Annotated in this window: 14 protein-coding genes; 6 read left to right on the forward strand and 8 right to left on the reverse strand. The window is 30.6% G+C overall.

Features of this window, described 5'->3' with window-relative positions; genetic code table 11:
• Nucleotides 1-79: 79 nt before the first annotated feature.
• The 8 genes from BLW23_RS09480 to BLW23_RS09520 all read right to left on the reverse strand — a co-directional run bounded on the left by BLW23_RS09480 (nt 80) and on the right by BLW23_RS09520 (nt 8113).
• Nucleotides 80-544 (reverse strand): GNAT family N-acetyltransferase, encoded by a 465-nt coding sequence (locus BLW23_RS09480; protein WP_143032135.1) that lies wholly within the window; start codon nt 542-544, stop codon nt 80-82.
• A gap of 197 nt (nt 545-741) precedes the next feature.
• Entirely contained in the window at nt 742-1965 is a 1224-nt protein-coding gene (locus BLW23_RS09485; protein ID WP_176829784.1) for a RelA/SpoT domain-containing protein, read from the reverse strand.
• 325 nt (nt 1966-2290) lie between these two features.
• Entirely contained in the window at nt 2291-2980 is a 690-nt protein-coding gene (locus tag BLW23_RS09490; protein ID WP_093669168.1) for a hypothetical protein, read from the reverse strand.
• A gap of 16 nt (nt 2981-2996) precedes the next feature.
• Entirely contained in the window at nt 2997-3644 is a 648-nt protein-coding gene (locus BLW23_RS09495; protein ID WP_093669170.1) for a hypothetical protein, read from the reverse strand.
• A 560-nt stretch (nt 3645-4204) separates the two neighbouring features.
• The gene (locus BLW23_RS09505) at nt 4205-4837 is read right to left on the reverse strand and encodes a LysE family translocator (RefSeq protein WP_093669174.1); all 633 of its coding nucleotides are present in this window, start codon (nt 4835-4837) and stop codon (nt 4205-4207) included.
• A gap of 915 nt (nt 4838-5752) precedes the next feature.
• Nucleotides 5753-5956, reverse strand: coding sequence for a hypothetical protein (locus tag BLW23_RS09510; RefSeq protein ID WP_093669176.1), 204 nt, complete (start codon nt 5954-5956; stop codon nt 5753-5755).
• A 29-nt stretch (nt 5957-5985) separates the two neighbouring features.
• The gene (locus BLW23_RS09515) at nt 5986-7380 is read right to left on the reverse strand and encodes a radical SAM protein (protein WP_093669178.1); all 1395 of its coding nucleotides are present in this window, start codon (nt 7378-7380) and stop codon (nt 5986-5988) included.
• Nucleotides 7370-8113 (reverse strand): prolipoprotein diacylglyceryl transferase family protein, encoded by a 744-nt coding sequence (locus BLW23_RS09520; protein ID WP_093669180.1) that lies wholly within the window; start codon nt 8111-8113, stop codon nt 7370-7372. Before BLW23_RS09520 ends, BLW23_RS09515 begins: the two co-directional genes overlap by 11 nt.
• Nucleotides 8114-8381: 268 nt before the next feature.
• Between BLW23_RS09520 and nadC the strand changes: the two genes are divergently transcribed.
• The 6 genes from nadC (at nt 8382) to hisS (ending at nt 15312) form a co-directional block, all read left to right on the forward strand.
• On the forward strand, nt 8382-9245 hold the full coding sequence (nadC, locus tag BLW23_RS09525) for a carboxylating nicotinate-nucleotide diphosphorylase (RefSeq protein ID WP_093669182.1): 864 nt from the start codon (nt 8382-8384) through the stop codon (nt 9243-9245).
• Between the two features lie 93 nt (nt 9246-9338).
• Nucleotides 9339-9842: a TlpA family protein disulfide reductase gene (locus BLW23_RS09530; RefSeq protein ID WP_093669184.1), complete on the forward strand. Its 504-nt coding sequence runs from the start codon at nt 9339-9341 to the stop codon at nt 9840-9842.
• 299 nt (nt 9843-10141) lie between these two features.
• Entirely contained in the window at nt 10142-12244 is a 2103-nt protein-coding gene (locus BLW23_RS09535) for a M3 family metallopeptidase (RefSeq protein WP_093669186.1), read from the forward strand.
• Between the two features lie 16 nt (nt 12245-12260).
• Nucleotides 12261-12830 (forward strand): pentapeptide repeat-containing protein, encoded by a 570-nt coding sequence (locus BLW23_RS09540; protein WP_093669188.1) that lies wholly within the window; start codon nt 12261-12263, stop codon nt 12828-12830.
• A gap of 82 nt (nt 12831-12912) precedes the next feature.
• Nucleotides 12913-13854, forward strand: coding sequence for a YihY/virulence factor BrkB family protein (locus tag BLW23_RS09545; RefSeq protein WP_093669190.1), 942 nt, complete (start codon nt 12913-12915; stop codon nt 13852-13854).
• 93 nt (nt 13855-13947) lie between these two features.
• Nucleotides 13948-15312 (forward strand): histidine--tRNA ligase, encoded by a 1365-nt coding sequence (gene hisS / locus BLW23_RS09550; RefSeq protein WP_093669192.1) that lies wholly within the window; start codon nt 13948-13950, stop codon nt 15310-15312.
• Nucleotides 15313-15329 lie beyond the last annotated feature (17 nt).

Here is a 15329-nt window from a genome sequence, read left to right on the forward strand (position 1 = left end):
ATGAGAGTTTTATATGGTAAAATTACAAATGTTTTGAGTTTTGTATCCGAGTTTATTTTAAAAACTTAAGACCATTATTTTAGGAATGAATTAATTCATAAGTCTCAATTTCTCCGTAAGTTTTAAAATCGAATTTTAGATATATAGGTTCTCCCATAGCCGATGCATTTAGCACCGCATAATTAGCGTTCTGATTTTTAGCTTCTTGAAGTAATGTTTTTGTAATACTTTTTCCAATACCTTTACCTCTTCCTTCGGGCAGAGTTCCTATCATATGAAGTCCGGCATTATTTTTAGAATCAAAAAAAACGATACCACAACCTAAAGTGTCTTCATTATTTTGAAATAAAAAGAGTTGCGATTTTGTTGATTTATTAGCAAGAGTAAAAATAATATTAGAGTCAATATTGTATCCAAAAGATTTTGAAGCAGTTGTAGCAAAATTAATGGCATCTTGTTTAGAGGTAACTCTTTTAATATTATTGTTTATTGAAGAAGTTTCTGGGAATAGAGATAAATCAAGAGCCATGTTTTTTTGACTCATAGCAAAAGCTACTTTTGAGTTACGATCTAATGAATTGGGTTTCTGAACAGTTATACCTAATAACAACCTAGTTTTGTTGATTTCACATTATCTCTAAAAGTAAAATAGGATTGACTACTTATTAAAGTGATCGATTTTAAAAAGAAAGTTTACATCAATATCTGAGTATTGTTCTTGTCATATAGTTTTTAAAGTAACTATTCTCCGAACATCTTCGACCAGAAGTTTCTTTTTTTGTCTTCTTTAATTTCAGGTCGCTCTTGGGGAACTATTTTTTGTATTTCGAGTAGTTTTTCTTCTAAATCGTAAAACCACTCTTCATATTCAGAATAATCTATTTTGTTTTTATTAAGCACTTTAAATTCACTATTCAATAAATTAATTTGAAAAGAAAGATTTTTTTGGATGTAATCTTTATAAAAAGTGATTTTAGTATTGTCGTCTTTCTCTACATAATATTCTAGAATATCAGAAGTAATTGTATCCCAGTCGTTCATATAATCGTGTTTGATTAAGAGAGAACTTTTATAGGCAACGGATAACTTTTTAAAATTTGGTTTTTCAATATGTGTTAAAACAACTCGAGAATCAATATGTTCTTTAAACATATTGAAATATGCTTTTTCTGCCAGTTCGTAATTCTGATATGATTTTATATGTGAAGTTTTGTTAGGGTCTACTTCCAGAATGAAATAAGGATTTTCATGCGGATTCACAGAAAGCCAGTCATTTCTGAGCTTCATGTAGTTTTTTATAAAAACGTCATTTAGTTTTTTATAGATTTCATATTTAGAGTCAATTTCAATTAGTTGTTCTTTTTGAGAAATGGAAAGATGAGGCTTGTCAGCTAGTAATGATAAGAAGTTTTCAAAATCTGGTTGTTTTTGCTCTTCTTTTATGTTTGTGTTGAAAACGGTATCTATTATTTCAATCAAAGATACCCACTTATGATTTTGAACGGTTTTTATTTGAATTTCTATTATTTTGTCTGTATTAACAGGGCTTTCTATATATATGAAATAACCACCAGCGTCCACTCCTTTATTTTTTTTTAGACAATCATTAGCATGTTTTACCTTAAATGTAGAAGTTAGCGTATCAATGAGTTTTTTAATTGCCGATGAATGATGTACTAAAATTCTGCACCCAGCAATATCTTCCATAGCATCTAAATCAAGGGCAGGCTTTCTTTTAATTTTGGAAAGTATGGATTCGATACCTTTAATACGAAAGCAAATGATACTATCTTTTCTAATGGATTTAGCAATGTTTGAAATGTTTTCAAACACTTCCGATACATCATTTTGAAAAGAAGTTCTATAGATTTGTAAATTATTAAGTAAGGTATTGGAGGGTGTTTCCGAATGTTTTAATTCCTCACGAATCAATTTTCCTAATTTATTTGCTTGCGATTTTGTCATTCTCAAATATATAGCAATATGAAGCATGATGCTTGATATAGGGGTTGACTGGTAGTTATGAGCCGATAAAATGCAGATTTAAGCAATTAGATAGGATTCAATAATACTTAAATTAGGATTATTGTAATTTATAATGTTTTACTGGGATTTATGATTTGACCTAAATCATTTCACGAGTTTTAGGATTTTAATTACAGCGTTGTTAAGTGTTTTATTTTTTGAAGCTTGTTTTGATAATTAAAATGATGATTTCGATAAATACCTTGTATACTTGTATCAAGGTAATTCATTTTTTTCTTATTTGTAGTATAAGGAGTAAAATAGATTATTTTTTGGATAATTTTAGTTTCAAAAATTTAAATTTTGAAGGCCATTTATTATAGCTTAAATTGATATAGAAAATGTTTTGTTTTTCAAATACATCTAGTACTTCCCAATCAGAGCAATGAAAGCCAAAATAAAGATCTTGTTCAATATGATATATTTCAAATTGTGCTTTTTTTAATCTTTTACTAAAAGAGTACATGGTGTTTTCATTCAAAAGGATGGGATAGTTTAGAGAGTAAAAGTGTAATTTAGTTTCAGGATTGTAGCCAATATAAGTGTGTTTTCCGTTATTAAACTCTTTAAAAACTAAATAGTCACCCTGTATCTCTTGTAAATTAAAACTACTTCGTTTTCTGCTATATTTATCCTTTAAGTTACATAATTTAATGTCTTTGTCAATTGCTTTGAGAGTGCAGCAAGAATCTTCAATTATTATGGATTTAGGAAATTCGGTAATTTTTTGTTGTAAGGTAGAAGTAGGATTCCAATCAAGAGGTTCTTCAGTTGGTGGTGGAGGAGCATATATGGTTTTAAATTCTTCGGCTGTTATGCTATCAATAGAAACTTTCCAATTGGAGTTTTCATGTATTTTTAAAATAGAATCAATTTCCGTTTGAGAATGAGTTTTTAAACTTATCGTCAAAACGAGTATAATTGAAATATAGAATGATGAAGATGTTGTTTTCATGGTTGTTTTGTTTTCTTTAAACTAAAAAAGAGAGAATAAGTATACTGATTTGCGAAATAATTAATAACCAAAAGGGTTTTATTGAAGCCTCGGTTTTCTCACTAAGGAAAGTGCTGAATTTGAAAGAAATAACATCAGCGAAGTTCAAGTACTCGTATTGGAAATCTATATCATCCAATCGAATTTTTTTTAAGCCATAACTAATTATTTTCTTTTGAAAGACAGAAGTATCCTTTGAGTTTTTAGTAGTTTGTAATAACTTAGCTTTTAAGAGGATTTCACTTGAAACTTGATGTTGCCAATTTTCTTTCTCTGTTATTTTTAGAGTAATATTTTTAACTATCGTGGTGATATAGTTTTCCACATTTTCTTTCCATATTAAAGAAATGGCATTTTGAAGGGCAATTTTATTGGCTAATAAAATATAAAGAAAAGTGAAAACAGGAGCTCCGAAAACTAAAAAAAATGCAAAGAAATTAGTAGTTAATAAGTCTACAAATAATGAAATAAAACTACCATGTCCGCTACCTGCTAGATCTGCATTGTCAAATAGCGCAATACTAAAAGTTATGATTGTTATTATGATACCAGCAAAGACTATAAAAAACCATTTCAGTCCTGTTTTGTAACTTATTTTGGCTACTGTTTTTAAGTTTTTATTCATAAATAAGGGGAAGAGATTAACTGTTTTCAAACGTAGCATTTGTTTTAAAATGTTCTTTCATGTCTTTTAAGGATTGCTTAAATAAACGTAAGAATTAAAGTTAAGCAACCCAGAACTGCAAATACAATTCCCCAGTACTGCATTTTTATCCAGAATAAACTATGATTTGGTTTTAACAAAACTTCTTGACCGGAAGCTTTGTCTATCATTATTTTTCCGTTAGTATTCCATTTTTTGCCAAAGTACCAACTGAAAGCACCAGTAATAAAAAAACTTAGGGTAAAAATGTATTGTCTAAATTCGAAAGGAATTATAAAATTAAGGATTAGAAAACTTATCAGTAAAATTGCTATAGAGAGTATACCTCTACCAGACCAGATTATCATATTGTTTATTTTATTTGTTGCCTACTTTTGTTTTATGTCGTTATTCGGCTTATTAAGACATGGTTTTATAGTGTTTAACAAAACACTATTAAGTTTTGTTATAGTTAAAATCGTAAGAATTTAATCGTTAACTATTTTTTAGTTTATCTGTTGTATTTCAAGATACATAATGAGTTATTCTGCTTTTGTGAGTAGCATTTTTATTGCCATTCCTGTTAAAACAGAGGCCATAAACCATTTTTGAACTTTTATCCAAATAGGTTTTTTACTGAACCAAAAAGTGATTTTCGCCGTATAAATTACAATTAGAAAGTTGATGGTGAAACTGATAAGTATTTGAATAAAACCAAGTTGAAAACTTTGGATTAAAACTGACCCATTTTCAGGGTTTATAAATTGAGGGAAAAAAGAAAGATAGAATACGGCCATTTTAGGGTTCAGAATATTCGTCATGAGTCCAATATTGAATAATTTCAAAGGTGTATTTGAACCGAGACTTTCATTTATCTTAAAAACTTTATGCTCTGATCTTATGGATTTATAGGCTAGATAAAGAAGGTAAGCGATACCTAAGAACTTTACAACAATGAAAGCGAAGGGTATGGCGAAAAACATGGCAGTTAACCCGAAAGCTACCATAAGTATATGAAAAAGAAATCCGCACATGATTCCAAAGAGAGATATTAACCCCGCATTTTTTCCTTGAGATAATGATCTTGAAATTAAATAAACCATATTAGGTCCAGGTGAAAGTACCATTATTAAAGCCGCTATTCCGAATAAAAATAAATCGTTGAAAGGTATCATATAAAGTTCGTTTTTGATTTTGGTTATTGTGTTTGAAACAATATAGAATAAAGGTATAAGTAAATAACGTTAAACTAAAATTCAATTGATATTCGTAATCCATGAACTCTTATCCGTAAATAATAAATTGTCAGAAAGAATTTCATGCTATTATTCAATTCTAATACTGATCGATGTTTATTAATAATGTTTTTAAAGCGTATTATTGATTAAATAGAATGATCCATTTTTAGGATATTATATTTTAGAGTTACTAATTTTATTATTAAAGAGCTAAAAAGGGAGGTTTTTGAAAGAATAAAAACTGCGTATCAACTCTGTCATGAATGAGGGAATATCGGATAGTTAGTGAAGCTTGGTTAATACGCAGGAAAACTAATCTACTACGGGTCAAATATGTAAATAATTGCTTAGTAATGAAATAGGTAGATTTACTACTCTGAATACAGTAATTTCCAGTACCTCTTCTAAGTAAAAACATGTAGTGAAGTTGGAGGGGTTTATGAATGTTTTTATGATCTATATTTTACAAAAAAAAGCTCCCGAAGGAGCTAATCATCCCAAGTGATGATTTTTGTTATCAGCAATAAGTGAACGTGAAACACTTATTACTGGTCTTGGTGATATAAATAAATAAGTATAAGCAATATTACGTTTTTAGGCGCTTGAATATGAGTGTGTAGTATAAATGAATACACTTGTTCTTATACAGCTTAATAGAAATAAGAAAGTTTAAATGGATTAGGATAGTTGTAAAAACAACAAAAGGTATATAAAATATACCCTTGTTTTCCTTTTGTAATTTATGTTATACCCCTGTATTATGTTTGTAAATATGACACCAATTCCTTAAGAAAGTCACACTTTATAAAATGAAGAAGGAAGAAAGTGAATGGATTATAATTTTTAAAATTATTAGCCAGCAATCAGAGTACCGCAAATACCAAGTCCTACTAACAAGTATAGTCCTGCCAAAATGTATAAAATTTTTGAGCCTTTTGGGTATTTCTTATTAATGGCAAACCCGATAGCCGAAAAAATAATAGGTGGTACAATCATCAATGCAACTAAAGCGGCTACTAAACCGCTTAAATCTCCAACTTCTAGTGCTTTTACCATGGTGTATGTTTTTAAAATTATTTATGTTTTTATACGATTTCAGAACGTAGTTCCTCCAAACGTTTTTGTTTATCATCTCTATAGAAAAGATTCATTGTTTCAAAAGGAATAATTTTATTGTCTTTATTCACAATATGAACACATGATTTTTTTACAGCTCGAACATCGAAATTGTGAGCGTCAATAAATTGCATAATAATGATTCTGAATAAATTATCATATCCAAGGTTAGGAGCTTCTACAAAAGGTAAGCAACATAACAGGTTATGCAGTTTTGAAGAAGCTTTATCAGTGGAGGTTCCTGTGCTAAAGATTTCAAACATTCTTTCATGTAGTTGTTCGTCTTGTTCGTATACAATAGTGTTTTTGCTATTATTTAGTAGGTCAGAAGGATTTATATAACGAGTTAATGGAATATTGCTTCCATTGAGTTTGAGTATATATCCCATAGCGAGTGCATCAGGATTACAGGGAACAGGAATGATATCATCATGTGTGAAAATTTCTGTTTGTTCAAGTATTTTTCTTCGAACTTCTGTTAAGGTTATTCTATCTTTTTCATGATTAAAATTGTCTAGCCTTCCTGCTATTTGTGTAGGTTGAAAAGTTACACCTCGTACACATTTTTGTTGTAAACCGTAATCAATAATAGTTCCAATTTCGTCATCGTTAAGTCCTTTTTGCAGGGTAACCACTAAGGTTGTTGATAGGTTGAGTTGATTTAAATGATCGAGCGCTTTTTTTCTGATTTTTGTTAGGTTGGCTCCTCGCATAGAGGTGAGTACTTCTTGCTTAAAAGAATCGAATTGAAGATAAATCTCAAAATCGGGAGTATAGGTTTTCAGGCGTTTGGCAAATTCGAAATCTTGAGCAATTTTGATTCCGTTAGTATTTATCATTAAATGTTTAATTGGAAGCGATTTTGCATAGTCAAGAATTTGAAAAAACTCAGGATGCAATGTTGGCTCCCCTCCGCTAATTTGAACCACATCAGGCTCTTTTTCATTTTCAACAATTGTATCCAACATCGTTTTTACTTCCTTCAAAGTTCTGTGCCTTCCATAGGTTGGTGAAGAACCAGCATAACAGGTAGGGCAAGTCAGGTTACATCGGTCGGTAATTTCGATGATGGTTAAACAGGAGTGTTGTTCATGATCTGGGCATAGTCCGCAATCATAAGGACAGCCATAATCAGTTTTTGTATTAAATTTATAGGGGGTCTCTGAAGGTTTATTATAATTACGAATGTTTTTATAATAATCGATATCATCGGCAATTAATACTTTTGAAGTACCATGTTCTTTGCAGCGTTTAAGCATATACACCTTGTCGTTTTCAAAAACAATTTTAGCATCTACACGCTTCAAACACTCAGGACATAAGCTTAGCGTATAGTCATAATAAGTATATTTTCTAGTTGGCATTTTTTATCAGTTTTTTTAAGGTAGGTAAATAGTAAGTCCAGCAAATAATACAAAGCCATTGAATACTACTTAAATATAATACATAAAACACGTTTGGTTTTATAAATTCAATACAAAAGCGAAATCCGAAGTAAGAAATCATAAATAGTTTAAATAATAATCCGTTTTCTTTTTGTAAGTATTTTTTTATTTTTTTCAAGAAAATAAAAAGCAATAATAGAAATACAATTTCATACAAGGCGATAGGGTGTCTTAAATAACCATCACCTAAATCCATTCCTGTAATAAAGTTGGTTTTTATTCCGTAGGTAAACTCTTTAATTCCCATTAAAAAGCAACCAATTCTACCAATTATAATTCCAAGAATAATCGGAAAGACAAACAAATCTCCTGAAGAATGTTTTTCGCCTATAATTTTCTTAGCAATTTCGACACCGAGTAATCCTCCGAACATACCGCCCATAATTGATTTAGTATTGAATAAATCGATTATGGTTTTTGTGGAAAAAGTGAGTATTGGATTTTCGAAATAACCACTTAAACGAGATCCTAAAAAGGCTCCTAAAATTGCCCCAAGTATTATTGATAACCTATTTTGAGTAGATATTTTATCTAGTGTGTTTTTTCGCAGCCATGCATAATAGCGATATCCAATGAAAAAAGCCATATATTCTAATATTAAATGAATATTGATTGGAGTACCAAAAAAGGTCGGTTCAAAAGGTATGGTCAATTTTTTAGATTTAAAGTTTGATATAGGTTAGAACTCTTCTTTGTAGAATTAATGATTCTTACTAGTTTTTTTATTCTCTAAAAATAAGCGTTCAAAACGAACCTAACAAAACAATACAACATTCGTAGGAGCACAGTTATTATTTGAAATGAGATATTGATTAAAATTCAAATTATAAAGTAAGTATTTCTTGTTCATGTTATAGAATTCAAAATTGCCAACTTCTAACTAAAAATAGATTACTATTTTTACACAACAATTCAATACTATGATTTCAAAAGAACAATTTAACAAAGAATTAGATTTAATTATTGCTAATGCTATTCGCGAAGATATTGGAGATGGAGACCATACTTCCTTATCATGTATTCCGAAAGAAGCAACAGGAAAAGCTAAACTTTTAGTAAAGGATGAAGGAATTATTGCTGGAGTGGAGTTTGCTAAACAAGTATTTGCTTATGTTGATGAGAACTTAGAAGTAGAAACGTTAATTCAAGATGGAGAAAAAGTAAACTATGGAGATATAGCTTTTTACGTATCGGGTAGTTCTCAATCAATATTGCAGGCTGAGCGTTTGGTATTAAATGCCATGCAACGTATGAGTGCTATTGCTACAAAAACACGTTTTTTTGCTGACCTTTTGGAAGGAACTAAAACCAAAGTATTGGATACTCGTAAAACAACACCAGGAATTAGAGCTTTGGAAAAATGGGCAGTGAAAATTGGAGGAGGTGAAAATCATAGGTTTGCCTTGTATGACATGGTAATGATTAAGGATAATCATATTGATTTCGCTGGCGGAATTACTCAGGCAATAACCAAGACAAAAGCATATTTAGCGGAAAAAGAACTAGACATTAAAATTATTGTTGAAGCCAGAAACCTGGAAGAGATTAAAGAAATTCTTTCTAATGAAGGGGTGTACCGTATTCTCATTGATAATTTTAATTATGAAGATACACGCAAGGCAGTAGCTCTTATAGGAGATACATGTTTGACCGAATCTTCAGGTGGGATTAATGAAAAAACAATAAGAGAATATGCTGAATGTGGAGTAGACTTTATCTCTTCAGGAGCATTAACACATTCGGTATATAATTTAGATTTAAGTTTAAAAGCTGTGGAAGAATAGTTTACATAAGGTTGTTAAAAACTAAGGAAAATTTAACATTTTAGTGCAGGGGAGTTTTGATAAATTGCGAGTACAAATCGTAAATAATCCCCCATGAAGAATAAAGTAATTTTATTTCTAGTGTTTACGTTTAGTTTTTCCCCTATAGTAACAGGTCAAAACCTTGAAATTGGCGACAAAATTGTCGACTTTCGAGGTTATGATGTGAAGTCTAAGAGATATATTAGACTTTCTCAGTTCAAAAAGAAAAAAAACGTACTCTTAAATTTTACCGCAACCTATTGTGGATCATGTTGGAAAACATATCCTCATATGCAAGAACTTCAAAAGAAGTATGCCTCCAAACTTAAAGTCGTTTCCGTACATGGTGATGAAAAAAAAGTCAAGTGGTATGAGATAGCAAAACGCTTGAAAATAGATTTCAAATGCACAACTATGTGGAAAGTAGAAGGTAAAGAGAAAATAAAAAAGGTATACGGTGTAGACAAATATCCAACATTTTTTGCGATTGATAAAAATGGAATTATCATTGATAAATGGGTAGGAAATCAGGAAAAACGTATGAAAACCGTCATAAAAAAGATGGTGAGCCTTTAGAAATACGAAATTAGATTTTAAGAAACTTCATTATGTAAATAATGAAGTTTCTTTTTTTTGAAAAGAATTATACAGACATAAACGGAATAAAACTTTTTTGTTTTCTGACTTGAGAAGAAATTCATGTATATAATACTTTCAAAAAATTCATAAAAATGGTATTATTGTTATGAATTTATAAGCGTTGTATAAACTCTTTACGAAACTAATATCAGTAATTATCAATTGATAAATGGTATACCCTTAACGAGTTTGTTAAATGTAATTATGAGACTACTATCCATTAATTTAAATGCAGAATGAATAAATATATTCTTGTAACAACATTAGCTTTTATGGCAAGTTGTAACACAAATAAAACAAAAAAAGAATCAGAAAATATGGTAAATATTGAGAATCCGTTATTAGTAAAGAGTACTTTAGATTACGGAGCCCCTGATTTTACAAAAATTAAAGATGAGCATTTTATGCCTGCCATTTTAAAAGGAATGGAAGTACAGAATGAGGAGATTGTAAAAATTGTAGAAAATACCGATGCACCAACTTTTGAAAATACGATTTTGGCTTTAGAGGAAAGTGATCGGGTTTTAGATCAAGCAACTTCGGTTTTTTACGCCTTGGCAGGAGCGCATACGAACGATGTAATAAAGGCTAATCAGAAAGAATTGGCACCTAAGTTTTCAACACATAGAGATGAAATTTCATTGAATACAAAGTTGTTTGAGCGTATTAGAACTGTGTATACTAATATAGAAACTTTAGAACTTGATGCGGAATCAAAGCATTTGGTAAAAGAATATTACAAAAACTTTGTTAAGGCGGGTGCAAACCTTTCCGAAGACAAAAAGAAAGAGTTAAAAGATATTAATGCTGAATTAGCTACACTATCAAATGATTTTGGAAAAAAATTACTGGATGCTAGTAAAAAAGGAGGCTTAACCGTTTCAGGTAAGGAACAATTAGCTGGTTTGTCAGAGGAGAAGATAGCATCTTTAGAAAAAGATGGAGCCTTTGAAATTCAGTTGATTAATACAACACAGCAACCTTTACTACAAACCCTAGAAAATAGAGAAACTAGGAAAGCATTATTTGAAAAATCAATTCATAGATCGGATTCAGGAGATTTCGAAACAAGTGAACTGGTTAAAAAAATGGTGTTATTACGAGCTAAAAAAGCAAATATTTTAGGGTTTGATAATTATGCTAGCTGGAGTTTACAAGGAACAATGGCAACGACACCAGATAAGGTTTTTGAAATGTTTAATGGATTAATTCCTGGGGCTGTTGAAAAAGCAACAGCCGAAACAAAAGAAATTCAGGCCGAAATTAAAAAAGAAGGAAAAGGTTTTAAATTGGCTCCTTCTGATTGGAATCATTATGCCGAAAAAGTTCGTAAGTCAAAGTATAGCCTAAACGAAGATGAGGTAAAGCAATACTTCGAATTAACCAATGTATTGGAGAAAGGGGTTTTTTATGCAGCAACAAAATTATATGGACTTTCATTTAAAAAACGTACCGATATACCTACTTATCATCCTGATGTTGTAGTTTATGAAATTTTTGAAGAAGACGGATCTAAACTAGGACTGTTTTACGGTGATTTTTTCGCACGTGATAGTAAAAGAGGAGGAGCATGGATGAGTTCTTTTGTAAAACAATCAAAATTACGTAATCAAAAACCAGTAATTTATAATGTTTGTAATTACCCGAAACCTGCCGAAGGAGAACCTGCTTTAATTAGTTTTGATAATGTGGAAACAACATTTCATGAGTTCGGACACGCTTTACATGGTTTTTTTGCTGATCAAGAGTATGAGTCAATTTCAGGAACGAGCGTTGCTAGAGATTTTGTTGAGTTTCCATCACAGTTCAACGAAAATTGGGCAACACATCCTCAGGTGTTAAATAATTATGCATTACACTATAAAACAGGAGAAGTAATTCCTGATACATTACTCCAAAAAATTAAAAATGCAGGAACATTTAATCAAGGATATTCAATTATTGAAAACTTGTGCTCTTCGAATTTAGATATGCAATGGCATACTATTTCTTCAGAAACAACAGTAGAAAATGTTGCTAAGTTTGAAGAGGAGGCTCTAGCTAAAATGAAGTTAAAAATTGATGAGGTACCACCAAGGTACCGTTCTACTTATTTTGCACATATTTTTGCTGGTGGATACGGAGCTGGTTACTATTCATATTTATGGACGGAAATGTTGAGTCATGATGCTTACGATTGGTTTAAAAATAATGGATTGTTAAATCGTCATAACGGACAAAAGTTCCGTGAGGAAGTATTATCAAAAGGAAATACAATGGATTATTCTGAAATGTATCGTGTTTTTGCAGGACGAGACCCAAAATCAGAACCAATGTTAAAAGCCAGAGGATTAAAATAATTTAGAGTTCTTTTTAATGAACGATTATCATAGTGATAAAGTATATGACAAAGTCAGTTTTACGGGTGAACAACTCAGTAAAACTGATTTTGACTCTTGTATCTTCAAAAATTGCGATTTTTCTGAATTGCATATAAATGGTTCTGAGTTTCTCGAATGCGAGTTTATAGATTGTAATTTAGGGAACTCAAGAATAAAAGGAAGTAGTTTTAAAGAAACTCGTTTTGAAAACTCTAAACTGGTCGGGGTAAAATTTCATGAAATAGATAGCTTTCTGTTTAAAGTGGATTTCATGAAGTGTCAACTTGATTTTTCTTCATTTTATCAAATGTCGATAACGAATTTTCAGTTTTTTGATTGTATCTTAGAGGGAGTGGATTTTACTGAAGCCAATCTTTCAGGGACACATTTTACGAACTGTAACTTAAAAGATGCTATTTTTGATGCGACCAATCTCGAAAATGTTGATTTTAGCACTGCGGAAAATTTTAGAATTGATTTAGATAAAAATCAACTAAAAGGAGCTACATTCTCTAAAAACAATGTTGGTGATTTACTAGCTATATATAAAATTAACATAATTTAAACTTCTACTGTTTTTACTTTTTATAGTATATAGAAAATCGATGAAAACAATTTTAAAGAATACGCTTTAAACCAACCAAAAAATGTCAAAAAGGATAGAAGAAAATTTAAGTAAAATTCCCATTATAAATATTTTAGTAGCCTTTGTAAAAAAGATTAAAATTCCAGGGTTGCAAGGGATGTCCTTATATGATGTTCTTGAAATGTATGTTTTGGGAATTGTGAAAGGAGCACTTACAACCAGAGCTGGAGGGATTGCTTTTAGTTTTTTTATGGCCATTTTCCCTTTTTTACTATTTATACTTACCTTAATTCCATACATTCCTATTGATGGTTTTCAAGAGGGCTTATTTTCTTTAATAAAGGAAGTATTACCACCAAAAACTTTTGAAGCGGTGGATAGTGTTTTACACGATATTTTAAATAATCAATATGGAGGGTTGTTATCTTTTGGTTTTTTAGCCTCAATATTTCTTATGACAAATGGTGTGAATGCTATTTTCGGAGGCTTTGAGTATTCGTATCATGTAAAAGAATACAGGAATATAATACGAGCTTATGTTATTTCATTAGGAGTCTCATTATTAATGTCCTTTTTCTTAATTACAACCGTTGTTTTTGTAATACTTTATCAAGTTGCTTTGGCAAAGATTAATGAAAAAGGATGGTTTAATACAAATGATTTAGACCTGTTTTACTATGGACGAGGTTTCTTGTTTTTATTGATGATTTTTACTATTGTATCTATATTATTTCGATATGGAACGAAACAAGGAAAAGAAATTAAATTCTTTTCTGCAGGAGCTATTTTAACAACAGTGGTTTCAATGTTTTCATTTTACGTATTCGGAATTTATGTAGTGAAGTTTGCCAAATACAACCAATTATATGGTTCTATTGGAACTCTTTTAATTCTAATGTTGTTTGTGTGGTTAAACGCCATAATACTCTTATTAGGCTTTGAATTAAATGCAACAATTTATCAACTAAAACGAAAAAATAAAACTTCAAAAATTCCCGATTAATTCTGATATTTGCAAGTTCAGTTGGCAATGAAGTGTAAATTATGATCATTGATAATTGAATATAGATAAAAGAACACTGATAACTAATAAAATATGAAACCAAGTATCCCAAAAGGAACCAGAGATTTTTCATCAACCGAGGTAGCGAAAAGAAATTATATTTTTTCAACCATAAAGCATTCGTTTGAAAATTTTGGTTTTCAACCAATTGAAACACCAAGTTTTGAAAATTCATCTACCTTAATGGGGAAATATGGAGAAGAAGGTGATCGCTTGATTTTTAAAATTTTGAATTCTGGAGATTATTTAAAAAAGGTAGATGAGAATTTACTGACTGAAAAGAATAGTCAAAAAGTAATTTCAAAAATTTCAGAAAAGGCACTTAGATACGATCTTACGGTGCCATTTGCAAGATATGTGGTACAACACCAAAATGATATTACTTTTCCTTTTAAGCGTTATCAGATTCAGCCAGTATGGAGAGCAGACAGGCCGCAAAAAGGACGTTTTAGGGAATTTTATCAATGTGATGCAGATGTTGTAGGAAGTAAGTCATTATGGCAAGAAGTGGAATTTGTACAATTATACGATACTGTTTTTAGTAAGTTAGGTTTACAGGGAACGACTATCAAGCTTAATAATCGAAAAATTTTGTCGGGTATTGCGGAAGTAATTGGAGCAAAAGATAAATTAATTGACTTTACAGTTGCTTTAGATAAACTAGATAAAATTGGGAAAGAAGGTGTTGTAACGGAAATGCTATCTAAGGGAATTACGCAAGAGGCTATTGACAAAGTGGATCCATTATTCAGTTTTACAGGTTCTAATGAAGATAAATTAACATCTTTAAAAGGAATGTTACAAGCTTCTGAGGAAGGGATGAATGGTGTTGAAGAGCTAAGTTTTATTGTAAAGGCAATCGGTGAATTAGGATTAACCTCTGCCATTTTAGACATAGATGTAACTTTGGCACGAGGATTGAACTACTACACTGGAGCAATTTATGAAGTTGCGGCTCCTAAGGAAGTCAAAATGGGCTCGATAGGAGGAGGAGGTAGATATGACGATCTTACAGGTATATTTGGATTAAAAGATGTTTCTGGTGTTGGAATATCGTTTGGATTGGATAGAATTTATTTAGTGATGGAAGAATTAGAACTGTTTGAAGCGGTAGAACTTCCAAAACCTAAGGTTTTGTTCTTGAATTTTGATGAAGGTGAAAATTTAGCAAAAGTAAAAGCGATAAAGACATTGCGTGAAGCAGATATTAAAACAGAGTTATATCCTGATGTGGCTACTAGTAATAAACAACAAAAGAAACAGTGGAAATATGTAACCAATAGAGTAATTGAATTTGTTGTAACCAAGGTAGATGATGATAAATTTACAATTAAAAACATGCAAACTGGCGATCAAAATTTACTAACAGTAAATGAAATAATTGATTTAGTAAATTAAAATTATGATTGTCGTAT

The sequence above is a fragment of the Tenacibaculum sp. MAR_2009_124 genome (genome assembly GCF_900105455.1).
Lineage (GTDB): Bacteria > Bacteroidota > Bacteroidia > Flavobacteriales > Flavobacteriaceae > Polaribacter.

Excerpts from the sequence above, each read along its gene's own strand:
- BLW23_RS09480 (WP_143032135.1), bottom strand. The coding sequence starts at position 544 with ATGAGTCAAAAAAACATGGCTCTTGATTTATCTCTATTCCCAGAAACT.
- nadC (WP_093669182.1), top strand. The coding sequence starts at position 8,382 with ATGATTTCAAAAGAACAATTTAACAAAGAATTAGATTTAATTATTGCT.
- BLW23_RS09515 (WP_093669178.1), bottom strand. The coding sequence starts at position 7,380 with ATGCCAACTAGAAAATATACTTATTATGACTATACGCTAAGCTTATGT.
- BLW23_RS09485 (WP_176829784.1), bottom strand. The coding sequence starts at position 1,965 with ATGACAAAATCGCAAGCAAATAAATTAGGAAAATTGATTCGTGAGGAA.
- BLW23_RS09490 (WP_093669168.1), bottom strand. The coding sequence starts at position 2,980 with ATGAAAACAACATCTTCATCATTCTATATTTCAATTATACTCGTTTTG.
- BLW23_RS09495 (WP_093669170.1), bottom strand. The coding sequence starts at position 3,644 with ATGAATAAAAACTTAAAAACAGTAGCCAAAATAAGTTACAAAACAGGA.
- BLW23_RS09510 (WP_093669176.1), bottom strand. The coding sequence starts at position 5,956 with ATGGTAAAAGCACTAGAAGTTGGAGATTTAAGCGGTTTAGTAGCCGCT.
- BLW23_RS09540 (WP_093669188.1), top strand. The coding sequence starts at position 12,261 with ATGAACGATTATCATAGTGATAAAGTATATGACAAAGTCAGTTTTACG.
- BLW23_RS09535 (WP_093669186.1), top strand. The coding sequence starts at position 10,142 with ATGAATAAATATATTCTTGTAACAACATTAGCTTTTATGGCAAGTTGT.
- hisS (WP_093669192.1), top strand. The coding sequence starts at position 13,948 with ATGAAACCAAGTATCCCAAAAGGAACCAGAGATTTTTCATCAACCGAG.
- BLW23_RS09530 (WP_093669184.1), top strand. The coding sequence starts at position 9,339 with ATGAAGAATAAAGTAATTTTATTTCTAGTGTTTACGTTTAGTTTTTCC.
- BLW23_RS09505 (WP_093669174.1), bottom strand. The coding sequence starts at position 4,837 with ATGATACCTTTCAACGATTTATTTTTATTCGGAATAGCGGCTTTAATA.
- BLW23_RS09545 (WP_093669190.1), top strand. The coding sequence starts at position 12,913 with ATGTCAAAAAGGATAGAAGAAAATTTAAGTAAAATTCCCATTATAAAT.